General features: G+C 65.3%; 24 protein-coding genes. 19 read left to right on the forward strand and 5 right to left on the reverse strand.

Annotated features, from left to right (window positions below; all coding sequences use genetic code 11):
• Positions 1–64 precede the first annotated feature (64 nt).
• The 4 genes from ACP4XC_RS07175 to dapF all read left to right on the forward strand — a co-directional run bounded on the left by ACP4XC_RS07175 (position 65) and on the right by dapF (position 4317).
• Positions 65–577: a regulatory protein RecX gene (locus tag ACP4XC_RS07175; protein WP_427175047.1), complete on the forward strand. Its 513-nt coding sequence runs from the start codon at positions 65–67 to the stop codon at positions 575–577.
• A gap of 129 nt (positions 578–706) precedes the next feature.
• Entirely contained in the window at positions 707–2263 is a 1557-nt protein-coding gene (gene miaB / locus ACP4XC_RS07180; RefSeq protein WP_427174182.1) for a tRNA (N6-isopentenyl adenosine(37)-C2)-methylthiotransferase MiaB, read from the forward strand.
• Between the two features lie 2 nt (positions 2264–2265).
• Positions 2266–3228, forward strand: coding sequence for a tRNA (adenosine(37)-N6)-dimethylallyltransferase MiaA (gene miaA / locus ACP4XC_RS07185; RefSeq protein WP_427174183.1), 963 nt, complete (start codon positions 2266–2268; stop codon positions 3226–3228).
• 144 nt (positions 3229–3372) lie between these two features.
• Positions 3373–4317, forward strand: a complete 945-nt coding sequence (dapF, locus tag ACP4XC_RS07190) for a diaminopimelate epimerase (protein ID WP_427174184.1) — start codon at positions 3373–3375, stop codon at positions 4315–4317.
• Here dapF and ACP4XC_RS07195 read toward each other — a convergent pair.
• Positions 4298–4912 carry a class I SAM-dependent methyltransferase gene (locus ACP4XC_RS07195; RefSeq protein ID WP_427174185.1) on the reverse strand — a complete coding sequence of 205 codons (615 nt, stop codon included), beginning with the start codon at positions 4910–4912 and terminating at the stop codon, positions 4298–4300. The two genes, dapF and ACP4XC_RS07195, sit on opposite strands and share 20 nt — an antisense overlap.
• 433 nt (positions 4913–5345) lie before the next feature.
• On the opposite strand from ACP4XC_RS07195, the gene hflX reads away from it, so the two are divergent.
• On the forward strand, positions 5346–6914 hold the full coding sequence (gene hflX, locus ACP4XC_RS07200) for a GTPase HflX (RefSeq protein WP_427174186.1): 1569 nt from the start codon (positions 5346–5348) through the stop codon (positions 6912–6914).
• Positions 6907–8994, forward strand: a complete 2088-nt coding sequence (locus ACP4XC_RS07205; RefSeq protein WP_427174187.1) for an ATP-dependent DNA helicase — start codon at positions 6907–6909, stop codon at positions 8992–8994. Before hflX ends, ACP4XC_RS07205 begins: the two co-directional genes overlap by 8 nt.
• A 29-nt stretch (positions 8995–9023) precedes the next feature.
• Here ACP4XC_RS07205 and lexA read toward each other — a convergent pair whose 3' ends face one another.
• Complete coding sequence (lexA, locus tag ACP4XC_RS07210; protein ID WP_427174188.1) at positions 9024–9773, reverse strand: transcriptional repressor LexA; 750 nt, start codon at positions 9771–9773, stop codon at positions 9024–9026.
• A 337-nt stretch (positions 9774–10110) separates the two neighbouring features.
• On the opposite strand from lexA, the gene ACP4XC_RS07215 reads away from it, so the two are divergent.
• The 8 genes from ACP4XC_RS07215 (at position 10111) to ACP4XC_RS07250 (ending at position 16444) form a co-directional block, all read left to right on the forward strand.
• On the forward strand, positions 10111–10509 hold the full coding sequence (locus ACP4XC_RS07215; protein ID WP_427174189.1) for a LysM peptidoglycan-binding domain-containing protein: 399 nt from the start codon (positions 10111–10113) through the stop codon (positions 10507–10509).
• Positions 10510–10596: 87 nt separating this feature from the next.
• Complete coding sequence (locus ACP4XC_RS07220; protein ID WP_427174190.1) at positions 10597–11715, forward strand: histidinol-phosphate transaminase; 1119 nt, start codon at positions 10597–10599, stop codon at positions 11713–11715.
• A gap of 83 nt (positions 11716–11798) precedes the next feature.
• Positions 11799–12425 carry an imidazoleglycerol-phosphate dehydratase HisB gene (gene hisB, locus ACP4XC_RS07225; protein ID WP_427174191.1) on the forward strand — a complete coding sequence of 209 codons (627 nt, stop codon included), beginning with the start codon at positions 11799–11801 and terminating at the stop codon, positions 12423–12425.
• Positions 12422–13192, forward strand: coding sequence for an imidazole glycerol phosphate synthase subunit HisH (hisH, locus tag ACP4XC_RS07230; protein WP_427174192.1), 771 nt, complete (start codon positions 12422–12424; stop codon positions 13190–13192). Before hisB ends, hisH begins: the two co-directional genes overlap by 4 nt.
• Positions 13193–13351 (forward strand): hypothetical protein, encoded by a 159-nt coding sequence (locus ACP4XC_RS07235; RefSeq protein WP_427174193.1) that lies wholly within the window; start codon positions 13193–13195, stop codon positions 13349–13351. It abuts the gene before it with no gap.
• Positions 13352–13406: 55 nt separating this feature from the next.
• The gene (priA, locus tag ACP4XC_RS07240) at positions 13407–14153 is read left to right on the forward strand and encodes a bifunctional 1-(5-phosphoribosyl)-5-((5-phosphoribosylamino)methylideneamino)imidazole-4-carboxamide isomerase/phosphoribosylanthranilate isomerase PriA (RefSeq protein ID WP_427174194.1); all 747 of its coding nucleotides are present in this window, start codon (positions 13407–13409) and stop codon (positions 14151–14153) included.
• A 12-nt stretch (positions 14154–14165) separates the two neighbouring features.
• Positions 14166–15086, forward strand: coding sequence for an SseB family protein (locus tag ACP4XC_RS07245; protein WP_427174195.1), 921 nt, complete (start codon positions 14166–14168; stop codon positions 15084–15086).
• A 59-nt stretch (positions 15087–15145) separates the two neighbouring features.
• The gene (locus ACP4XC_RS07250; protein WP_427174197.1) at positions 15146–16444 is read left to right on the forward strand and encodes an MFS transporter; all 1299 of its coding nucleotides are present in this window, start codon (positions 15146–15148) and stop codon (positions 16442–16444) included.
• Between the two features lie 117 nt (positions 16445–16561).
• Here ACP4XC_RS07250 and ACP4XC_RS07255 read toward each other — a convergent pair whose 3' ends face one another.
• The gene (locus ACP4XC_RS07255; RefSeq protein WP_427174199.1) at positions 16562–16948 is read right to left on the reverse strand and encodes a DUF1844 domain-containing protein; all 387 of its coding nucleotides are present in this window, start codon (positions 16946–16948) and stop codon (positions 16562–16564) included.
• A gap of 387 nt (positions 16949–17335) precedes the next feature.
• On the opposite strand from ACP4XC_RS07255, the gene infC reads away from it, so the two are divergent.
• The 4 genes from infC to ACP4XC_RS07275 all read left to right on the forward strand — a co-directional run bounded on the left by infC (position 17336) and on the right by ACP4XC_RS07275 (position 20292).
• On the forward strand, positions 17336–18442 hold the full coding sequence (gene infC / locus ACP4XC_RS07260) for a translation initiation factor IF-3 (RefSeq protein WP_427175048.1): 1107 nt from the start codon (positions 17336–17338) through the stop codon (positions 18440–18442).
• Positions 18443–18557: 115 nt separating this feature from the next.
• Complete coding sequence (rpmI, locus tag ACP4XC_RS07265; RefSeq protein ID WP_009358635.1) at positions 18558–18752, forward strand: 50S ribosomal protein L35; 195 nt, start codon at positions 18558–18560, stop codon at positions 18750–18752.
• Positions 18753–18870: 118 nt separating this feature from the next.
• Positions 18871–19335, forward strand: a complete 465-nt coding sequence (gene rplT / locus ACP4XC_RS07270; protein WP_427174200.1) for a 50S ribosomal protein L20 — start codon at positions 18871–18873, stop codon at positions 19333–19335.
• A gap of 54 nt (positions 19336–19389) precedes the next feature.
• Positions 19390–20292 carry a TrmH family RNA methyltransferase gene (locus ACP4XC_RS07275; protein ID WP_427174201.1) on the forward strand — a complete coding sequence of 301 codons (903 nt, stop codon included), beginning with the start codon at positions 19390–19392 and terminating at the stop codon, positions 20290–20292.
• A gap of 125 nt (positions 20293–20417) precedes the next feature.
• Here ACP4XC_RS07275 and ACP4XC_RS07280 read toward each other — a convergent pair whose 3' ends face one another.
• Positions 20418–20684, reverse strand: coding sequence for a GlsB/YeaQ/YmgE family stress response membrane protein (locus ACP4XC_RS07280; protein WP_427174202.1), 267 nt, complete (start codon positions 20682–20684; stop codon positions 20418–20420).
• Between the two features lie 233 nt (positions 20685–20917).
• On the opposite strand from ACP4XC_RS07280, the gene ACP4XC_RS07285 reads away from it, so the two are divergent.
• Complete coding sequence (locus ACP4XC_RS07285; protein WP_427174203.1) at positions 20918–21835, forward strand: cation diffusion facilitator family transporter; 918 nt, start codon at positions 20918–20920, stop codon at positions 21833–21835.
• A 55-nt stretch (positions 21836–21890) separates the two neighbouring features.
• Here the strand turns inward: ACP4XC_RS07285 and ACP4XC_RS07290 are convergent, their stop codons facing one another.
• Entirely contained in the window at positions 21891–23099 is a 1209-nt protein-coding gene (locus tag ACP4XC_RS07290) for an MFS transporter (RefSeq protein ID WP_427174204.1), read from the reverse strand.
• Between the last annotated feature and the right edge of the window lie 292 nt (positions 23100–23391).

The following is a 23391-nucleotide window of genomic DNA, read 5'->3' on the forward strand; positions in this document are numbered from 1 at the left end:
AGGCGGTGGGTCAGGATTTCCGTCCGGGGATCCTGACCAGGACACGGAGGGATCCGGCTCCGGCCTGAGTCCTGACGCCGAACCGGACCCGGCCTCCGTTGCCCGGGCCATCGTCCTGAGGCAGCTCACCAGCTCCCCGAAGAGCAGGCTCCAGCTGTCCCGCAAGCTGGCCGAGCGTAATGTCCCCGAAGACGTGGCCGAAGCGGTGCTGGACAGGTTCGAAGAAGTCCGGCTGGTGGACGACGCCGAATTCGCCGACATGTGGGTCCGCAGCCGGGCCCAATCGCGAAGGCTGGCGAAAGGGGCGCTCCGGCGCGAGCTGGCCGAGAAGGGCATCGACGCGGAGACCGCGGCGAACGCCCTCGAACAGCTCAGCGACGAAGCCGAGGAGCATGCCGCGCGTGAACTCGTGGAGCGCAAGCTCAGAAACGCGGGGGAGTTGTCCGACCGTGCCGAGCGGGACAAGACCATGCGCCGGCTCGCCTCCATGCTGGCGCGCAAGGGGTACCAGCCATCACAAGCGTTCAGGATCGTCGGCGAGGTCCTTGACGCGGCGCGGACGGACCAGGATCTGTGAGCGCCAAGGATCAAGGTGCCCAGGGGCGGGGGCGGGCTCGAGGGCACGCGCACGGTCCCGGTGCGGCGGGGAGCCATGCGGGCCGGGACAGACACGGCCGGCACCTTTAAGAACCGGTACCCTTAACAGGTGAGTTTGACCATTCCTTCCCCAGCGTCCGACGCCCCCGCTTCAGCCAATATGGAGTCGTTCCCTGGCCCCACGCAGCCCCGGACCTACCAGGTCCGCACTTTCGGCTGCCAGATGAACGTCCACGATTCCGAGCGGATGGCCGGGATGCTGGAGAACGCAGGCTACATCGCCTCCACCGGTGAGCACGCCGACGTCGTGGTCTTCAACACCTGCGCCGTGCGCGAAAACGCCGACAACAAGCTCTACGGCAACCTGGGGATGCTGGCACCGGTGAAAGCAGCCAACCCCGGCATGCAGATCGCCGTGGGCGGCTGCCTTGCCCAGAAGGACCGCGAGACCATCCTCAAGAAGGCACCCTGGGTCGACGCGGTCTTCGGAACCCACAACGTCGGCGCGCTCCCGGCACTCCTTGACCGCGCCCGGCACAACAACGAGGCGCAGCTCGAGATCCTCGAATCCCTGGACGTTTTTCCGTCCACCCTCCCCACCAAGCGTGACTCGGTCTACGCTGGCTGGGTTTCCATCTCCGTGGGGTGCAACAACACCTGCACGTTCTGCATCGTCCCGGCGCTCCGCGGGAAAGAGAAGGACCGTCGTCCCGGAGACATCCTCGCCGAAATCCAGGCCCTGGTGGACGACGGCGCCATCGAAGTCACGCTCCTGGGCCAGAACGTGAACTCCTACGGCGTGGAATTCGGGGACCGCCAAGCGTTTTCCAAGCTGCTCCGCGCCTGCGGTGAAATCCAGGGGCTGGAGCGCGTCCGGTTCACCAGCCCGCACCCGGCTGCATTCACGGACGACGTCATTGACGCCATGGCCGAAACGCCAAACGTTATGCCGCAGCTGCACATGCCGCTGCAGTCCGGTTCGGACAAGGTGCTCAAGGACATGAAACGGTCCTACCGCTCCACCAAGTTCCTCGGCATCCTGGAAAAGGTCCGGGAGAAGATTCCGCACGCGGCCATTTCCACCGACATCATCGTAGGGTTCCCCGGCGAGACCGAAGAGGATTTCCAGGCCACGCTGGACATCGTGGAGAAGTCCCGCTTTGCCACCGCCTTCACCTTCCAGTACTCGAAGCGACCCGGCACCCCCGCCGCGGAGCTGCCGGAGCAGCTCCCCAAGGCAGTGGTCCAGGAACGCTTTGAACGCCTGACCGCATTGCAGGACCGGATCGCGGCGGAGGAGAATGCCCGTCAGTTGGGCCGCCGCGTTGAAGTCATGGTCACGGCGCAGTCCGGACGCAAGGCAGGGGAAACCCACCGGCTCTCCGGACGTTCTCAGGATCAACGCCTGGTTCATTTCTCGGTGCCGGAGGGCGCCGACAAGCCCCGGCCCGGAGACCTTGTTACGGTCACCATCACTGAAGCCGCGGCCTTCCATCTTGTAGCGGACCCGGCATCCGCCGCCGACTACTCGCTACGCCGCTCACGAGCCGGTGACGCGTGGGACCGTGCCCTGGCGGACTCGTGCGGTGCCCCGGCGCCCGGTGCCTCCCCGGCCAAAAGCGGCGTGTCACTGGGCATGCCCGCGCTCCCTGTCCGCCGCAGCTAGTTATGACCGGCGAGCGGGGAAGCGAGCAGGGAAGCCCGGTTCGCAATGGCGCTGGACCCGGCCAAGAGGGCCGTCAGCCGCCGGTCATCGCGATTGTGGGTCCCACCGGCTCCGGCAAGTCCGATCTCGCGGTGCGGATGGCACTCGAACTGGACGGCGAGATCATCAACGCCGATTCCATGCAGTTCTACCGCGGAATGGACATTGGCACGGCCAAGATCACCGCCGAGGAGCGAAAGGGCGTTCCGCACCACCTGCTGGATACCCTTGACGTCACCGATGAAGCCAGCGTTTCCGATTTCCAGCGGGAGTCGCGGGCAGCCATCGCGGACATCCATCGCCGCGGCAGGAGGGCCATCCTGGCGGGTGGATCAGGCCTGTACATCCGCGCGGCCCTGGACGTGCTGGAGTTCCCGGGCACTGAGCCGGCCATACGGCAGCGTCTCGAGCACGATCTCGAGGTGTCCGGGCTTGCTCCCTTGCGGACCAGGCTGGAACTGGTTGATCCGGTATCCGCCGCCCGGCTCGGGGATGCCCGCAGGGTGGTGCGGGCCCTGGAAGTCCACGAGCTGACCGGCAGGCCGTTCAGCTCCTTCATGCCTGTCCGCGAGTACTTCCAGCCAGCGGTCCAGATCGGCCTTGAGGTTGACCGTGAACTGCTGCGGGAGAGACTGGCGGCCCGCGTGCACCGCATGGTCAGCAGCGGCTTGTTGGACGAAGTGCGGCGACTGGACTCCCTGGGCCTGCGGCGGGGCAGGACCGCGTCGCGGGCGCTCGGCTATGCGCAGTTCCTCAGAGTGCTGGACGGCGAAGCCGACGAGGAACAGGCCGCCGAGGAAACCATCGTGGCCACCCGGCAATTCGCCCGCCGGCAGTTGACCTGGTTCAGGGCGGACCCCCGCATCCACTGGCTGGACTGGCAGGACCCGGACCTCGTGGCCAAGGCGTTGACGCTCTGCGGCTGACGGGCCCAGCGGCCGACTGACGTTGGCCGGCCTGCTGATTGGCCGGCCTGCTGGTTGGCCGGCCCGCAGTTGCGCCGCCGCGGGCCCGGCGGCGCGCAGTGGGCGGTTAACTGAGCGCACCGCAGGTCCCTGTAATCTTGGATCATGGATGAAACCCTTGCACCCACCCCTGACCACACTCTCCAGGGGCTGAGCGGCCTGGCGTTCTCCAAAGGACACGGTACCGGCAACGACTTCGTGCTGGTCGCCGATCCGACGGGCACCTGGCCCATTTCCCCGGAACAGGTGGCCGAACTCTGCGACCGCCACCGCGGCATCGGAGGCGACGGGCTGATCCGGGCTGTGCCGTCCCGTTACCTTCCCGAAGGACGTGAACTGCAGGCCGCCCACCCGGACGCCGAGTGGTTTATGGACTACCGCAACGGCGACGGGTCGTTGTCCGAGATGTGTGGCAATGGAGTCCGCGTCTTCGTGCATTTCCTCATCGCCGAGGGCCTGGTCCACCTGGGCTCGGGCGATTCATTGACCATCGGAACCCGTGGCGGCGTCAAGACGATCGTGCGCACGGAAGACGGCTATGCCGTCGACATGGGCCCTTGGGAATTCATCTTCCCCGGCGAGGCCACGGCCCGCGCCATGGATTCGCTGGTCAGCGCTGACGGACTCGAGGTGCCCCGGCCCGCCTTGTCGGTGAGCATGGGCAACCCCCACACTGTTGTGGCACTCGCTGAGCTGGCGGAACTGGAAAAAACGCAACTGTTCAAGGCCCCACACGTCGATCCCGTTCCCCCACACGGAACCAATGTCGAGTTCGTTGTGCCGTCGGATCCGCTGGTTCACAACGGCGTGGGGACGGTCACCATGCGGGTCCACGAGAGGGGGGTCGGGGAGACGCAGTCCTGCGGCACCGGGGCGTGCGCGGCCGCCGTCGCCATCCGCCACTGGGCTGGCCAGGGCGCTCCCGATGCCTGGCGGGTCGTGGTCCCCGGCGGCGTCGTCGGCGTGAAATTCTTCCCCGGTCCTGAGGGCCGGGAGCACGTGGAGCTCAGCGGGCCCGCCGTGATCGTGGCTAGCGGGACGCTTTCCTGACCCGGAGGATCCTGAAGGATTTCGAAGTGCTTTCGCGTGTGACGGTGAAGGTGCTGTCCAGCTCGGCCGCCAGCCAGCGCTGAAGGGAGTCCGAGCCAAGGTTCTTCTGGACCACCAGCCAGGCCGAGCCCCCGGGAGCCAACCGCGGCAACCACTGCAGCAACAACGAGTGCAACTCGTCCTTGCCCACCCGGATGGGAGGGTTGGACCAGATCGTGTCAAAGCGCAGTTCGGGATCAACCGCGTCCGGCAGGCTGGCCGTAAGGTTGTCCAGGCCCAGCAGGCCGGCGTTCTCATTGGTCAAGGTCACGCATCGCTCGTTGACATCCACGGCGTACACATGGGCGTGTGGTGCCCGGAGAGCCATCGTCAAAGCGATGGGGCCCCAGCCGCAGCCGATGTCCAGCAGGTTTCCCCGGGGCGACGGAGCCGGGGCGTCAGCCAGCAACACGGCGGTTCCCTTGTCAATCGCGTCAGGGCTGAAAATGCCGGTGGAGGTCTGCAGCTGCCGGGTTTCGCCGGCAAGTTCCACGGTAAGTGGCTTGCGGGTGAACGGCCCTGCGGGCTGGGCGCTGAAATAGTGTGCAGACTCCATAACTCGCCAGATTAGTTGACCGTCGGCTGGATGCGAAAACGGTCTGCTAATCTTAAATCTATGTTCTTGAACTTTAAGTAGCCCGGCACGGGTCCCGCCCGTCCCGCAGCGACGCAGGTATTCACCTTCCGCTCAGCGCGCCATGTTGCCGTGATTTTCCGGCACCGTTTCCGCCAGAACTACTTGGAGCCCAGCAATGCTGATCTGATTCGGCACTTTTCGTTAAGCCGAGATTCCACGCGCCCATCCCTAATGGTGGCCCCCATGGCCGCCGGACACCCCCCATTCACAGTCGGCCCTGCCGGCGCCGCACAAGCTGCCGCCGGCAGTCCAGGAAGCACGGATGACCAATAGTCGTCAGCCCAGCGCGAATACCGCGCCACAGCCGAGCAATCGGCACTATTCTGAAGATGTAGAACCCTCAAAGGAGAACATGACCAACCAGCCCAACGCCGGATCAGATTCAGCCCCCAAGGACATGAGTCCTGAGGAAATCCAGGCTGTCATCGACCGGATCTTGTCCAAGGACGTTCCCGCCCACAAGGCCGTCCCCGCCTCCGGTGAATCACGGGGCGTTCTAGGGGCGGCCCAGGCGATTTCACGCCAGGACAGCGAACACAGCAGTTACGACGGCGACCAGCAGGATCTGGAGGAACGCCGGGCACTGCGCCGCACGGCAGGCCTCTCCACTGAACTCGAGGATGTCACCGAGGTAGAGTACCGGCAACTCCGGCTCGAGCGGGTGGTCCTGGCAGGTCTTTGGTCCGAAGGCACTCTTGCGGACGCCGAAAACTCGCTGCGGGAACTGGCCGCGCTGGCGGAGACCGCCGGCTCTGAGGTGCTCGATGGCCTGGTGCAGCGGCGTGCCAAGCCCGACCCCGGCACCTTCCTCGGATCAGGCAAGGCACTCGAGCTCAAAGACATCGTAATGTCCACCGGAGCTGACACCGTGGTGGTGGACGCTGAACTGGCCCCGTCACAACGACGCGGACTTGAAGACATCGTGAAGGTCAAGGTCATCGACCGCACGGCCCTGATCCTCGATATCTTCGCTCAGCACGCCAAGAGCCGCGAGGGCAAGGCGCAAGTGGAACTCGCGCAGCTCGAATACCTGTTGCCGCGCCTGCGCGGCTGGGGCGAGTCGATGTCCCGCCAGGCCGGTGGCCAGGTGGGCGGTGCCGGTGCCGGTATGGGCTCGCGTGGTCCAGGTGAAACGAAGATCGAACTCGACAGGCGCCGGATCCGCACGCGCATGGCCAAACTTCGTCGCGAGATCGCGGCGATGAAGCCGGCACGGGAAACCAAACGGGCCAACCGCCGTCGTAATGCCGTGCCGTCTGTGGCGATCGCGGGTTACACCAACGCCGGAAAATCCTCGCTCCTGAACCGGCTCACCGATGCGGGGGTCCTGGTGGAGAACGCCTTGTTCGCCACCCTGGATCCCACCGTGCGCAAGGCTGAGACCGCCGACGGCCTGGGCTACACGCTTGCCGATACCGTGGGCTTCGTCCGTTCGCTCCCCACCCAGTTGGTGGAAGCGTTCCGCTCCACGTTGGAGGAAGTGGCCGATTCCGACCTGATCCTGCACGTGGTGGATGCCTCGCACCCTGACCCGGAGGGGCAGATTGCCGCCGTCCGCTCCGTCTTCAGCGAAGTGGATGCCCGAAAGGTGCCCGAAATCATTGTCCTGAACAAGGTCGATGCCGCGGATCCGTTCGTGGTGGAGCGGCTGAGGCAGCGCGAACCCCGGCATGTGGTGGTCTCGGCCCGCACTGGGCAGGGCATTTCCGAGCTGCTGAAGGCAATCAGCGAGTCCATCCCGCGGCCTAGCGTCAAGCTCGAGCTGCTGATTCCGTACAGCCGTGGTGACCTGCTCAGCAAGCTCCACGAGACCGACGCTGAGATCCTGCGCCTCGAACATGAGGAGGAGGGCACACGCGCCTTGGTGATGGTGCGCGAGGGGCTTGCCTCTGAACTGGAATCATTCATCAGCAATGACTGATTCCGAGGCTGCGGACATCGACAGCTCGCCCGGGGAGGAGTTCGTCATCGAGCTGCTCGACCGCGCGGTTTCCGGGATGGGCGGCCAAAGCCGCAGCGGACAGCACGAGATGGCCCGGCAGGTGGCGCGCGCAATTGACAGCGGCGACCACCTGCTGGTCCAGGCTGGAACCGGTACCGGCAAGTCCCTTGCCTACCTGATTCCCCTGATCGCGCATTCTTTGGACAGCGCCAAACCCACCCTGGTCTCTACCGCCACGCTGGCGCTTCAGACCCAGATCGTGGGCCGCGACCTGCCGCGGTTGTTGAAGACGATTACCCCGGCCCTGGACCGTCCTGTCAAGGTTGCCTTGGTCAAGGGCCGGTCTAACTACGTCTGCCGGCACAAGCTCGAGGGCGGCTTTCCTTCGGAAGAACCTGCCGAGGGGCAGCTCTTCTCCCTGGGCGAAGACACCAGCGTCCCCCACTTCGCTGCCGCCATGGGCGGTCCAGCCTCGCAGCTGGGCAAGGAAGTGGTGCGGTTGCGGGAATGGGCGGAGGGGACCGCCACCGGTGACCGTGACGAACTGATGCCCGGGGTCACGGACCGTGCCTGGCGGCAGGTGTCCGTCACCTCGATGGAATGCCTTGGCGCCCAGAAGTGCCCCATGGCTGCGGAATGCTTCAGCGAACTTGCCCGGCAAAACGCCGCCGACGCGGACGTGGTGGTGACCAACCACGCCATGCTGGCTGTCAGCGCTTTCGAGGGACTGGCCGTGCTGCCCGAATACGATGTGGTGGTGGTTGATGAGGCCCACGAACTTCAGGACCGGGTGACGGGAGCCGTCTCCGGGCAGCTGTCCGTGGCCATGATCCACGCCGCCGCCTCCGGGGCCCGCAAGCACACCGGCATTACCGTTGATGCCCTCAACAATGCCGCGGCCAATCTTGAGCTGGCCATAGAGGGCGTTCCGAGCGGTCTCATGCCAAATGGCCTGAACACCGAGCAGCTGGACTGCGTGGACCAGCTCCGGGAAGCCTGCCGTGCCGCGCTGTCCGACTCCAAGGCCGAAAGCGGCAGTACGGCCGACGGCGGCCGGCAGCTGGCGAGGTCACGCATCATGGTGATCCTGGAACTGTGCGAACGCCTGATGGCCGCCCGCGACAACCGCGAAGTGGTGTGGTTCTCGCGCAACAGCACCTTTGACCCCCAACAGGGCTACTCCCAACCTGACGAGTCCGCGCCTGCCCTCATCAATATCGCGCCACTGAGCGTTGCGGGGCGTCTGCGGGAGGGACTCTTCGAAGGTCACACTGTGGTTCTGACCTCCGCCACGCTGGCCATCGGATCGGCCTTCGAACCGGCCGCCGGGGGACTTGGCCTGGTGGGTCCCGGGGCGCCGAGCTGGACGGGAGTGGACGTTGGATCGCCCTTCGACTACCCGAAACAGGGAATACTCTATGTCGCCGCGCATTTGCCCAAGCCGGGTCGGGGGACCTCACCGGAGGCACTGGACGAACTGGAGAAACTGATCCGGGCTTCGGGCGGGGGCGCGTTGTGCCTGTTCTCCTCCCGGCGCGCGGCAGAGGAGGCTGCTGAGGCCATGCGGCCGCGGCTGGATGTCAGTATTCTTTGCCAGGGCGACTCTTCAATGACGGCCCTGGTGCGCCAGTTCGCGGATGAGCCGGACACCTGTCTTTTCGGCACCATGTCCCTCTGGCAAGGAGTCGATGTCCCGGGCGGCTCATGCAGGCTCGTGGTCATTGACCGCATTCCTTTTCCCCGGCCGGACGATCCCCTCATGACGGCCCGGTCGCGGGCAGTTGCGCAGTCGGGGGGTAACGGCTTTATGTCTGTCTCAGCGACCCATGCAGCCATCCGGCTGGCGCAGGGCGCAGGTCGGCTGATCCGTTCGACGGGTGACCGGGGCGTGGTAGCCGTCCTGGATTCCCGCCTGTCCACGGAACGTTACGGCGGATTCCTGCGTGCGGCGCTGCCGCCTTTCTGGCCCACGACAGATCCTGGCATCGCGCTCTCGGCGCTGGAGCGGCTGTCGAAGGCACCCGACGAAGAGACCGCCGGAGCGAAGGCTGCGGGCTAAGCGGCGAACTGCCACTTATGCGGGCGGCCCTACAGCGAGCGGAGCACCGAAACGACTTTGCCCATAATTACGGCGTGATCGCCGAGGATGGGCTCGTACTGTGTGTTCTGCGGCAGTAGCCAGGTGTGTCCGTCACGTTGACGGAAGGTCTTGACGGTGGATTCGTCGTCAAGCAGGGCGGCCACGATGTCGCCGTTGACTGCGTCGCTCTGCTGACGCACCACCACCCAATCGCCGTCGCAGATCGCGGCGTCGATCATGGAATCGCCGGACACTCTCAGCATAAAGAGTTCGCCGTGCCCCACCAGCTGGCGCGGCAGCGGCATGACATCCTCCACCATCTGGTCGGCCAGGATGGGGCCGCCAGCTGCAATCCGGCCGACAAGGGGCACCATTGCGGTGTCCGTTGCACTGGCAAGGTCGGAGACGGCCTGCCCTCCAACGGTTCGCAGCCGGGCCGTCTTTTCGACACCCGAGATCGGTGCGTTTCCTTCATCGAGGGTCAGCGGCATCAGCACTTCCATGGCGCGCGGCCGCTTGGGGTCGCGGCGAAGGTATCCGAGTTTTTCCAGCTGGGAGAGCTGGTGGGTCACGCTGGAGAGACTGGCCAGTCCCACGGTGTCGCCGATTTCGCGCATGGACGGCGGATAGCCATTCTCATTGACCGAGCGCTGGATGGTTTCCAGGATCTTCTTCTGCCGCACCGTGAGGCTCTTCGGCGCTCGTGGTGGCTGCTGGCTCCGCTGGGTAGCCCTGCCGCCGGTGGCTTGTGCTGCCATTTCGCCAACGCCTTTCATTCCACCCGGCCGCCGTGGCTGCTGCTGCCGGGAACTTCCGGCCTGAAATGTCAGACCCTGCTGATGTACTGCGGAAAGTGGTTCTCCTGTGACTCAAACGTAAGCCAGCCACAGGGGTTTTTCAAACATTTGTTCTAGTGAGTCTCGACAATGTTCGTTAATAAGTGCTAGAACAGAACCAGCAAAGTTCGAAGATGTGTTCGAATATGGAATCCATTCGATTCTATGTTCGAACGGGGCCGAAGCGGTGGCCGTTTCTGGAATACGCAGGATCAGAAACACGCCGGGCGGCACAGTACAGTCCAGGAGGGCTCAGTTCATGTCAGCAACAAGTGCTAGTCAGGTGTCATCCATTCACGGCTTCCAGTGGGAGCAGTGCCCCGAACAGCCAGCCAAGCGCACGCTGCCGCCTTTGCGGCTGACCCGCCGGGGGCGCATCGTCCTCATCGGTCTGCCGCTGGTCCTGCTTACCGCGCTCCTGATCTCGCTGTCCGGATTCCTTAATTCGCCAGCCAAGGCCGCGGACTCCGCCTCCGAGCTGTCCGCAACGCCCACGATCTCGGTGACAGTGCAGGCGGGGGAGTCCTTGTGGGGAATCGCCGGCACCGTGGCCCCCGAGCGTGATCCCCGCGACGTGGTGGCAGATATTGTTCAGCTCAACAACCTTGACGGCGCCCGGGTTATGCCGGGGCAGCGTTTGTTTGTGCCCTCGAAATAGCTTCTGCCGCCTGACCGGAGGAGTCCGCGCGGGCCCCTGAAGACGTCACAGTTTCAGGGCACGCTCCGGCTCACTTAAACTGTTCAGGTGACTGACCAGCTAGAGCGCCTCAACCGACTGCCCCTCCGGACCAACTTGCGGGGCCTCACCCCTTATGGTGCTCCCCAACTGGATGTCCCCATCCTGCTCAACGTCAACGAGAACACACACGGTGTTCCCGCCGACGTGAGGGCCGCCATTACCGAGGCTGTCACCGCCGCTGCCGTAGGCCTCAACCGGTATCCGGACCGCGAGTTCACGGAACTGCGGGAAGCGCTGGCGGAATACCTGGGGCACGGTCTCGGGGCCGAAAATATCTGGGCCGCCAACGGTTCGAATGAGGTTCTCCAGCAAATCCTTCAGGCGTTTGGCGGACCGGGGCGGACGGCCCTTGGGTTCCCTCCCACGTACTCCATGTACCCGTTGCTGGCCAGCGGCACGGACACCGGATACATCGTCGGGGCGCGGGCGGATGACTATGGCCTCAGCGCAGAATCCGCCGCGCGGCAGGTCCGCGAACTGCAGCCGAGCATCGTTTTCCTGTGTTCACCCAACAATCCAACCGGTACCGGCCTGGGACTGGACGTGGTGGAGGCTGTCTATGCCGCGGGCGAGGCCAGCCAGACCATCGTGATCGTCGACGAGGCCTACCATGAGTTCGCCCACGACGGCACTCCGAGCGCGCTGACGCTTCTTCCGGGGAGGGAAAGGCTGATTGTCTCGCGCACCATGAGCAAGGCCTTCGCACTGGCGGGAGCCCGGCTGGGGTACATGGCGGCCGCGCCCGAGGTGACGGACGCGCTCCGCCTGGTCCGCCTGCCGTACCACCTGTCCGCCATCACGCAGGCAACGGCACTGGCGGCCCTCCGGCACCGCGAGGCGCTCATGGCCGATGTGGAGGACATCAAGCGGCAGCGGGACCGGATCGTCAGCGAGCTCACCCGGATGGGGCTCAAGCCCGCCGCATCGGACTCCAACTACGTCTTCTTCGGCGGCCTGGAAAATCCCCATGACGTGTGGCAGGGACTTCTGGACGCAGGGGTCCTCATCCGCGACGTCGGCATCCCGGGGCACCTGCGGGTCACGGCGGGCACTGAGACCGAAACCACAGCGTTCCTGGTTGCCTTGGAACGGATCCTGATCCGGCAGCCCAGCGTCCCGGCCTAAACTTGGGTCGGGACACAGCGCGAATCAGAACGCCAAGTTCCACCACAGCCAGCACTTCTCCTGCATCTAAAGGACTTAACATCATGAGCACCACCGGAACGATTGCTGCCGAGGCCCGGACCGCACGGATGGAGCGGACCACGAGCGAATCATCCGTGCTTGTTGAGATCAACCTCGACGGCACGGGCACTTCGGACATCAGCACGTCGGTTCCGTTTTACGACCACATGCTGACCGCGTTGAGCAAGCACTCGCTGATTGACATGACGGTGAAGGCCACGGGAGACACCCACATCGACGTCCACCACACTGTGGAGGACGTGGCCATCACCTTCGGCGAGGTGCTGCGCACCGCTTTGGGGAACAAAGCCGGCATCCGGCGGTTTGGCGAGGCCACGGTGCCGCTGGACGAGGCATTGGCGCAGGCCGTGGTAGACGTTTCCGGGCGCCCATACCTGGTGCACGGGGGCGAGCCCGCGGGCCAGGAGTACCACCTGATCGGCGGTCACTTCACGGGGTCGCTGACGCGCCACGTTTTCGAAGCGATCACACTTCACGCCGGCATCTGCCTGCACATGAACGTCATCGCCGGCCGGGACCCCCACCACATCGTGGAGGCGCAGTTCAAGGCGTTCGCCCGCGCCCTCCGTTCGGCAGTTGAGTCCGATCCGCGTGTTGAGGGCATCCCGTCCACCAAGGGTGCGCTGTGACCGGCCCGGTGATCCAGGGCGGCGCCATCGTGGATCCGGTGGCAAGCATCCGGCCCGAGTCGCCCGAGGGCAAGCCCACCGTCACCGTGCTGGACTATGGCTCCGGCAATGTCCGTTCGGCGGTCCGGGCGCTGGAGCGGGCGGGGGCGGAGGTGGTGCTCAGTTCCAAGCCTGAGGACGTACTCAACGCCGATGGACTGCTGGTTCCGGGTGTTGGCGCCTTTGAAACGGTCATGCGCGAGCTCAAGGCAGTGGATGCCGTCCGCATGATCGGCCGCCGTGTGGCCGGCGGCCGCCCTGTTCTCGCTATCTGCGTGGGCCTCCAGGTGCTGTTCGAAGCCGGGGTGGAACATGGCACCGAAGCTGAGGGCATGGGGGAGTGGCCCGGCAAGGTGGAACTTCTTCCAGCCGAGGTTGTGCCGCACATGGGCTGGAACACCGTGAAGGTCCCGGAAGGGTCCAAACTTTTCGAAGGCGTGGAGAACGAGCGCTTCTACTTTGTGCACTCCTATGGCGTGCAGCACTGGGACTTTGACGTCATCCAGCCGCGGATGTCCCCGCCACTGGTGACCTGGTCCGAGCATGGCGCCCCCTTTATTGCCGCCGTTGAAAACGGTCCGTTGTGCGCCACGCAGTTCCACCCCGAGAAGTCGGGCGACGCAGGCGCCCGCCTGCTCAGGAACTGGGTGGAGAGCCTCCGCAAGGACCGTGGAAGTTCATCCGCCACGGCCGCCGCGGAAGCGGCCGGATCCGGACCGGCCGCCTAGATGTGGTCCATTGTCCTGATGGGTCTGGCCGGTCTTCTTATTGGTGGGGCATTGTCCTTCAGGCAGCAAGGCAAACCGCTCTGGACGCAGATTGTGTTCTATGTCCTGGCCGGGATGTCGCTGCTGGCCGCCTACCTCTTGACCCTGCCGGGAAACTAGTGGCATCGCGGTCACAGTTCAATACCCAGCTTTACTACAACGCGAGGATTCTAAGATGACCACCGAAACGCCGCTTCCCGTACTGGAACTGCTGCCCGCCGTCGACGTCGTGAACGGTCAGGCCGTGCGCCTGGTCCAAGGCGAAGCGGGAAGCGAGACGAGTTACGGAACACCGCTGGAAGCCGCCCTGAACTGGCAGCAGCAGGGTGCCGAGTGGGTACATCTCGTGGACCTGGACGCAGCGTTCGGCCGCGGCTCCAATGCTGACCTGCTCCGCGAGGTGGTGGGCCGCCTCGACATCAAGGTGGAGCTTTCCGGCGGCCTGCGCGATGACGAGTCGTTGGAAAAAGCACTGGATCTGGGCGTTGCCCGGGTTAACCTCGGCACGGCGGCCCTTGAGAACCCGGAATGGACCAGCCGGGCCATCGACCGCTTCGGTGACCGGATCGCCGTCGGGCTGGACGTCCGCGGGACAACGCTGGCGGGGCGCGGCTGGACCAAGGAGGGCGGGGACCTTTGGGACGTCCTGGACAGGCTGGAAGAGGCAGGTTGCGCGCGCTACGTGGTCACGGACGTCACCAAAGACGGCACGTTGCAGGGCCCCAACGTCGAACTGCTCCGGCAGATGGTTCAGAAAACCGGCAAGCCGGTGGTGGCATCCGGCGGCATTTCCAGCCTCGATGACCTCAAAGTGCTCCGGTCCCTGGTGCCCCTCGGTGTGGAAGGGGCCATTGTGGGCAAAGCGCTCTACGCGGGCGCCTTCACGCTTCCGGAGGCCTTGGACGTAGCCGGCCGCCGTTAAGGGCCATCCATTATGAACGAGCAGGCACCCGCTACGGGACCCTCCGAGGCGGCTGACTCGGCTTTTCCATCCACACGGACGCCGCGCCAGCTTCCCGGGCACATCGCTGCGGCGCTTGCGGGGGCAGGGGGCGCCGCCGATTCGGCAGGTCAGCCCTGGTCCGGCCGCAGCCTTGCCGGCGAGGACGCGAAGATCCACAACTTCGAGGATGACGACGGCGCGGCCGACGCCGGATACCTCGCCGCCGTGGCCGCCCTCCTGGCCGGTGACGGCGACGAAGCCTCCGTGGTGGCGTCGCTGGCCACCGCGCGGGTTTTCGTTCCGATCGTCGCCCAGCTCGCCGAAGAGGCACCCGGAGCAGCGGGCCTGCACGCGGACAAGCAGGCCGACATGGCCCTCGTGACCCTCAAGGCACCGGATGGACGGACTGCGATGCCGGTCTTCACCTCCGCAACGTCACTGGAGGCCTGGCATCCGCAGGCCCGGCCGGTGGCCGTCTATGCCGCACGTGCCGCGCTGTCCGCAGTGGCTGAGGGGGCCGAGTTGCTGGTGCTCGATCCGGGTTCCGAAGTGACGTTCGTGGTGCGTCGCCCGGCGGTCTGGGCTCTGGCGCGGCAGCAAACCTGGGTTCCCTCGTATTCCGACCCCGAACTGGCACATGCTGTTGGCTCCGTTGCCTCGGCGTTTCCCGCCGTCAGGCGGGTGGAACTTCACGCGGGTGGCGGCGTCGCCTCCGCCACCGCCGGGGGCGCGGTGCTGCCGGGCGGCGGCGCGGGGCCCGAGTTGCAGGTGGTGCTCCACCTCGCGGACGGGCTGGACGCTGCCGGCCTCCAATCCGTGGTCGCCGGGCTGAACGCCGAATGGTCCCGGAACGCCGTATTTGCCGAGCGCGTTGATTCGATCGAGGTAAAGTTGCAGCGCGCACCAGAGTGACTGGAGGTCAGGCGGGGATGCTTCCTGCCGGGCAGCCGGCAGGATGAAGGAAGTAGCCTGTGAATTTCGCCCTCTATCAGCAGCTTCTCGCCGTGAAACCGGTGCGGAGGCTCCTTTTGGTGGGCATGATCGCCCGCATTCCCCACTCCGCCGCGGGCGTTCTCCTCACGCTCCACATCGTCCTGACCCTGGGCCAGGGCTACGCGGCCGCAGGCACCGCGGCAGCCATTATGACCATCGGCATAGCGTTGGGGGCGCCGTGGCGGGGACGCCGCGTCGACACCGTGGGGTTGCGCAAAGCGCTTATCCCCTCGGTGATTTCCGAAACCGTGATTTGGTCCATTGTGCCGCACGTGTCGTACGAATGGCTGCTGGCGCTGGTCTTTGTGGGCGGGCTGTTGACGCTGCCGATTTTCAGCGTGGTCCGCCAGTCCCTCGGGGTGATGGCCAGCGGAGAACAGCGGCGTACGGCGTTTGCCCTGGATGCGATCTCCACCGAGTTGGTGTTTATGCTCGGTCCTGCGGCCGGCGCCATCGTGGCAACCACCGGATTTTCGGTGATCGGCCTGACCGTGGTGGGCGTTTGCACCTCGGCCGCCGGGCTGTTCCTGATGTGGTTCAACCCGCCGACGCGCAGCGCGGCGGTGGATGCCGGCTATGACGCCGATCAGCGGGAAGGCGCCGAAGTGGCCGTCCTCGCGGCCGCCCCTGCGCACCTTCAGGAAGCCGCGGCGGAGTTGGTGCCGGCCTCCGCGAACGGCGGTCGGCGGCCGGGAATCAGGCATAAAGTGGCCCGCAACTTCCTGTGGTTCACTCCGGCGGTCGCAACCGTCTTCGCTGTGGCGGCCGGGTCCGGCATGGTGCTGAGCGGCACGGACGTTGGTATCGTCGCAGCCTTGGAAAGGGGTGGCCACCAGGCCGAAATAGGGCTGGTGTTCCTCTTCTGGTGCGCGGCCTCAGTGGTGGGTGGCGTGGTCTACGGCGCCATGCACAGGCCCGTGCCGCCCGTTCTCCTGTTCCTGGGGATGGCCGCTCTCACCATTCCAATGGGTTTTGCCCAGGACACCTGGGCGCTTTGCCTGCTTTCGCTCCTACCCGGGCTCCTGTGCGCGCCGGTCCTTTCGGCGGCGTCCGAAAAGGTTGCCGCACTCGTTGACGAAGCCCGCCGAGGCGAGGCGATGGGATGGTACGGATCAGCTCTTACCGCCGGCGTAGCGCTCGGCGCCCCGCTCGCGGGAGTCTTTATCGACGGCCTGGGCGCATGGGCCGGATTCGTCTCCGTGGGAGCGGCCGGCGCGGTGCTCGGTCTCCTTGGCTTGACGCTGCAACGCCGCCGCCGCCGTTCGACCACCGCCTGATGCCGGTTCGCCGCCGCACGTGCCACGCGCGTTCGCCGCGTTATCCGCATCCGTCGCGTTAACCGCCAACGGCGGGTGGACCTGTCCGGTCCGCCCGCCGTTCGCCGTATCGAGTGTTTAGTTGACCGGCCCGGTGTACTTCTCGCCCGGTCCCTTTCCCGGCGCATCCGGAATGGCGGACTCTTCGCGGAATGCCAACTGGAGGGAGCGGAGGCCGTCGCGCAACGGGCCCGCATGCTGCGATCCGATTTCCGGCGCGGCCGCGGTGACCAGTCCGGCCAGGGCCGTGATCAGTTTGCGGGCCTCGTCCAGATCCTTGAGTTCTTCGGCGTTGTCCTCCGCGGCCAGGCCAAGCTTCACGGCGGAAGCGCTCATCAGGTGCACGGCTGCCGTGGTGATGACCTCAATGGCCGGAACCTCGGAGATGTCACGGATCTGCTGCGCCACCTGCTCCTGGGCGCCGGCGGGCTCGTAAACGTGTGAATTACTGTCTGAAGTGCTCATACTGGTAAGCTTGTCACAGACCAACTGAATGTCGTTATTTTGCTGTGTGGAAACCCGTAACTGCGAATGTGCAGCCTCCGGGTATCTTTCTGTAGAATGGACTTTCAGTTTGCAAGCGGAGTTCTCTCCCACCCGCGTCAGCCGTTTTCCAGCAGGGATTTGTTCCTGCGGACGCAAGGTTGCCGGGTACCTGGTCGGGCTTTCCCTTATGGCATCAGCCTGGGGGAAGGCGTGCTGCTTCTCCGGAAGCGGCACATCCGATCTTCGAGGCCTTCGATTGCTCCGGCAATTGGGGGCCTTCTCTATTTGCCGGTGAAATACTCACTCAAACACAGGAGCTTTAACATTAGCGAGCCAAGAATCAATGAGCGTATCCGCGTCCCCGAGGTGCGGCTGGTCGGCCCTGCAGGCGAACAGGTAGGAGTCGTCCGTATTGAGGACGCCCTGCGTTTGGCTGCCGAGTCTGATCTGGATCTCGTTGAAGTTGCACCGCAGGCGAAGCCTCCGGTGTGCAAGCTGATGGACTTCGGCAAGTACAAGTACGAAGCCGCAGTCAAGGCGCGCGAGGCCCGGAAGAACCAGACCAACACGGTTCTAAAGGAAATCCGCTTCCGCCTGAAGATCGACACCCACGACTACGAGACGAAGCGTGGCCACGCCCTCCGCTTCCTCGGCGCCGGCGACAAAGTCAAGGCCATGATCCAGTTCCGCGGCCGTGAGCAGCAGCGCCCCGAGATGGGCATCCGCCTGCTCCAGCGCTTCGCCGACGACGTCGCTGAAGTGGGAGTTGTCGAGTCGAGCCCCCGTATTGACGGCCGAAACATGGTCATGGTGGTTGGCCCGCTGAAGAACAAGGCCGAAGCCAAGGCTGAGGCACGCCGCGCGTCACAGCGCGCCGAGGCTAAGGCGCAGAACGAGGCGAAGGCCTCGGGCCGCGTTGATGTCAGCGGTGACCAGCCGGCACTGACGCAGTCGCTGGCGGACCTTTTGCCGGAGGGCTTCCAGATTTCCACCGAGGCTGCCCCGGAGGTTGAAGCGGCGCAGGCCGGGTCAACCGAGGTTGAGGCTGCTGTGACTGAGGCCGCGGCTCCGGCAGCCGAAGCGCCGAAGCAGGAGGCTCCCGTCGAGAAGGCTCCCGTTCAGGAGGCTCCGGTTCAGGAAGCTCCCGTTCAGGAGGCGCCGAAGCAGGAGGCTCCCGCTCAGGAGGCTCCGAAGCAGACCAGGCAGGCTGCACCGAAGCGCGAGGCCCCCAAGGCTGCCGCTTCGCCGCGGCCCGCGGTAAGCAAGCCCGCTGCGAGCAGGCCCGCGGCAAGCAAGCCCGCAGCCGTCAAGGAAGCAGGGGAGCCGGCACCCGCTGCGGCTTCGCCCGCTGCACCGAAACCGGCAGCTGTTCCAATGCCCAAGCCGGTAGCCCGGCCGGCGGCGCCCAAGCCTGTTGCCAGGCCGGCTGCCCCGAAGACGGCTTCCAAGCCGTCCGGTAAGAAGACCAACTAGTTCAAAGCTGCGTGAAGCATCGCCCGCGCAGCAAGCAACCAGCACGCCGCCCGCAGGGGCGGCTGCACGAAAGACTGCAGGCACTGTCTGCGGATACGTAAGGAGATCGGTTCCCATGCCGAAGATGAAGACCCACAGCGGTGCTAAGAAGCGCTTCAAGCTGACCGGTAGCGGCAAGCTGCGCCGCCAGCAGGCCAACCGCCGCCACTACCTTGAGCACAAGTCCTCCCGCCTGACCCGTCGCCTCGCCGGCGACAAGATCGTCTTCAAGGGCGACGCCAAGGTCATCCGGAAGATGCTCGGCATCTAAGTTCCAAGTTCTCTGACCGCGCGCCATCGGGCAACGGTCAACTACCAAAACGGCTTCTCAGGCCAGCCGGACTTCCGGCAGTAGATGCTTGGGACAAGAATTTCGAAGGAGTACGCACGTGGCACGTGTGAAGAGGGCGGTCAACGCCCACAAGAAGCGCAGGGTTATTCTCGAGCGCGCAAAGGGTTACCGTGGACAGCGTTCACGCCTTTACCGCAAGGCCAAAGAGCAGCTGCTGCACTCGTTTGTGTACAGCTACGGCGACCGCAAGAAGAAGAAGGGCGACTTCCGCCGCCTGTGGATCCAGCGCATCAACGCTGCGTCCCGCGCCAACGGACTGACGTACAACCGTCTGATCCAGGGCCTGAAGGCCGCTGAGGTCGAGGTTGACCGCCGTATGCTGGCCGAGCTTGCCGTCTCTGACGCCAACGCATTCGCCGCACTCGTGCAGGTGGCCAAGGACTCGCTGCCCGCCGACACCTCGGCTCCGGCCGTCCAGGTCGAAGCTGCAGCTGCTCCCAATGCCAAGGCTGCCAAGAAGCCTGCCGCCAAGAAGGCTGCCGCCGAGAAGGCCGCTGAGTAGTTCCCCGTTCTGGGTAGTTCAAGAACCGGCTGGAAAAGCCACTAAGGTTCTTATATGAACGAAACCGGGCGCCCGCAAGACTCTCCACTTTCCAACCCCCGAGCTGATCGGGTGAGGAAGGTGGCACAACTTGCCGGGCGCCCGGCCCGTTTAAAGCGCAGCGAGTTTCTGGCTGAGGGGCCGCAGGCTGTCCGGGAGGCCCTGGTCCTGCACCAGAAAAGGATCGCCGCCGGCGAGCCCGGCCTCGTCTATGAGGTCTACGCCAGCGAGGCCTGCCTCGACCGGCACCCGGACCTGGAGGCACTCGCGGAGGGCACCACCGCATTCCTCGCCACTGAGGAGGTGCTGGCCGCGATGGCGGACACGGTGAACCCGCAGGGCATTCTCGCGGTCTGCGGATTCCTGGATGTGAGCCTTGAGCAGGTGCTCGACGCCGGTCCCAGGCTGATCGCCGTCCTGTGCCAGGTCCGCGATCCCGGCAACGCAGGCACCGTGCTGCGCGCCGCGGATGCGGCCGGCGCGGACGCCGTCATTCTGACCGGCTCAAGCGTGGACATCTACAACCCCAAGGCCGTGCGCTCGACGGCGGGCTCTCTCTTCCACCTGCCGGTGGTTCTCGGCGCTGATGTCGAGGATCTGGCGGCCCGCTTCAAGGAACGCGGCATCGGTGTCCTCGCGGCGGACGGCCAGGGCCAGTTGGACCTGGACCTGCTGCAGGACCAGAACGCGGCCCGCCGGCTGGGTGCCCCGGCCGGAAACGCAGAGTCTGTCTATGCCCTGGAAAACCCCACTGCATGGTTATTCGGCAACGAAGCCCAGGGCTTGTCCGAGGCGGAGCTTTCCTTGGCCGACCACCGGGTCGCCGTCCCCGTTTATGGCGCGGCGGAAAGCCTCAACGTGGGCACGGCCGCCACGGTGTGCCTTTACGCCAGCGCTCGGTCCCAAAAGCGTTCCTGAACCGTTCCTAGCCGGTACGCAACGCGGCACAACGCAACGGCGGGGTCCACCTTTTGGTGGGCCCCGCCGTCGTTGTCTTCACTGTCCGGCGCTAAGGTGCGCTGTTCGGTGGTCAGTGTTGGTTGTTATGTGGTCCGGTTCCTGCCGGTGATGAAGCCGTAGATACCGGCTACCACCAGGCCGCCAACGATAGCCAGGAGCCAGGAACCGAGGTTCCAGAATTCCATCTTGCCACCGCCGAACAGGAGGTCGCCGATCCAGCCGCCGACGATCGCGCCGACTACGCCAAGCACGAGACTGGTGACCCAGCCCCCGCCGACCTTGCCCGGCATGATTGCCTTGACGATTGCTCCTACAATGAGTCCGAGAATGATCCAGCCTAGAAAGCCCATGTCTCCTCCTACATCTTCGTCGGCATTCATTACGAATCCCGCGTATGGCTTCAAGCTAACACCTGCGGCGGTAAATGTCAGCAGAACCATATTCAATCGTTACCATCACGAGTCCCGCCCTGTTTGGCGTGGCTGTCTGCCGGAAACGGGTACGGTATTCCTGCGGGCATCAGCGTTCCGGGGTGACCGAACTCTGCAAATTTTCGAGCAATTCCTGAAGAGGTGAAGCCCACTTGGCTGCAAATGGCGGTACCAAGGCGATCGTGGCGGCATTGGCTGCCAACCTGACCATCGCAGTACTCAAGTTCGTTGCTTTCTTCCTGACGCTGTCCTCCTCGATGCTCGCGGAAGCCATCCACTCCGTGGCCGATTCCGGCAACCAGCTCCTTCTGCTGGTCGGCGGGAAGAGGGCGCAAAAGGCCGCGAGCCCTGAGCATCCCTTTGGCTACGGCCGGGAGCGGTACATCTACGCTTTTATCGTCTCGATCGTGCTTTTCAGCGTCGGCGGCCTGTTCGCCCTGTACGAGGCCTGGGGCAAGATCCAGCACCCGCACGGCATTGAAGGCGACTTCTGGTGGGTTCCGCTGGCCGTGCTGGTCGGCGCCATCGTTGCCGAGTCGTTCTCCTTCCGGACCGCGATCGCCGAATCCAACCACCTCCGCGGGCAGCAAAGCTGGGTGAAGTTCATCCGCAACGCCAAGCAGCCGGAGCTTCCAGTGATCCTGCTGGAGGACTTCGGGGCCCTCGTGGGCTTGGTGTTTGCGCTGTTTGGCGTGGGCCTGACCCTGATCACGGGCAACGGCATCTGGGACGCGCTCGGGACGGCCATGATCGGCCTGCTCCTCGTGGCGATCGCCGTCGTCCTGGCACTCGAGACGAAGTCCTTGTTGCTGGGCGAGTCCGCAACCCGAACCGACGTCGCGAAAATCCGCACGGCCATCGAAGCCGGCGGGACCAGCATCATCCACCTCAAGACCATGCACCTTGGCCCCGAGGAACTGCTGGTGGCTGCCAAGATCAGCATCGGCCGGAACGACTCGGGCCAGGACATCGCCAGGGCGATTGACGACGCCGAAATCCGGATCCGGGAGGCCGTCCCGATCGCACAGGTCATCTATCTCGAACCGGACGTCGAACGCGCCCAGGTCTGAGATCAGCCCACCACGGTCAGAGGCCGCTGGCAGGTCCCTGCATTGCGCAGGTGACTTAGACCAGCGGCCTTCTGCGTTCCAGCAGTCCGCTCACCGCCGCGACTCCGAGCCCGAGAACGGCAAGGACAGCGCCGACCAGTGCGGGAGCAACATAGCCCCAGCCCCAGGCAATGACCAGGCCGCCCAGGAAAGCGCCGAGGGCGTTGGCCACGTTCAGCGCCGCGTGATTCAACGAAGAGGCCAGCGAAGGCGCGTCAGGAGAGGCATCCAGCAGCCGGGTCTGCAGGGCCGGGACCAGCAGCGATCCGGCTCCGCCCACCACAAAAACCATCACCAGCGCTGACCACGGCCAATGCGCCGCCACCGCGTAAAGGACCAGTGCCACCGCGATACCGGGGAGCACCAGGTAGATGGTTCCCATCACCGATCTGTCGGCAATGCGGCCGCCCACCACGTTGCCGGCCACCATGCCCAGGCCATAGAGGGCCACTACAAGCGGCAGCAGCGACGGCGGGATGCCCGCGACGGACGTCATGGTGTGGGCAATGTAGGTGTAAGTGGCGAAGAAGCCGCCGAAGCCCACGATGCCTATCAGGATGGCCAGCCAGACCTGGGCACGTTTGAGGGCGCCTAATTCGCGCCGGATGCTCGCGTCCGGGCGGGCGGCCTGGAACGGGACGAACTTCCCGAGCATCACAAGGGTCACGATTCCGATGAGTCCCACCAGGATGAAGAGGAGCCGCCAACCGAACGTCTGGCCCAGCCAGGTGGCGAAGGGGACACCGATCACGTTTGAGACGGTCAGCCCGGCCATGACCATTGAGATCGCCCAGCCGCGTTTCGTGGGCGCCACCAGCGAGGCGGCGATGACGGCCGCAACTCCGAAGAAGGCGCCATGAGGGAGTCCGGCCGCAAACCGGGACACCAGCATGGTGCCGTAGTCAGGGGCGATGAACGATGTGAGGTTTGCGAGGCTGAAGAACAGCATGAGTCCGAGGGCCAGGTGCTTGCGCGGAAGCTTGGCGCCCACGGCCGCAAGCAGCGGGGCGCCCACCACCACTCCCAGAGCGTACGCGGAGATAAGGTGCCCTGCCTCGGGTGTGCTGATGTTGAGCCCCCGCTCCACCTCCTTGAGCAGACCCATCATGGTGAACTCCGTGACGCCGATGCCGAAGCCGCCCATGGCCAGGGAAATGATGGCCCACGCGAGTCTTGCCGGTTTGGTGTCCGGCGTGGCTGGACTGAGGGTGCTGGTGGAGGTCATTCGCCTGCTTCTTGGAATATCTTGCGGTCGGGTCCGGGAATGTCCCGGGCCGGAATGTCCCGGGCCGGAATGTCCTGGTGTGGAATGTGTTGGTGTGGAATGTCTTGGTTCGGGGCGCCCGGGTGCGCGATGTCTGGTGCGGACGTGCGGACCGAATGGACAGATCAGCCCGGCCGGGGAAAGCCGGGCAGCGCGGCGTGCCCGCGACAGCGCCGATCTGTACAACGCGGAGGGAGGGCTCGTATTCCCGGGCCACGCGGAATCGGCCCCCACTATTGTCCCCCATAGACTG

Source organism: Arthrobacter sp. 92 (genome assembly GCF_050260325.1).
Classification (GTDB): domain Bacteria; phylum Actinomycetota; class Actinomycetes; order Actinomycetales; family Micrococcaceae; genus Arthrobacter.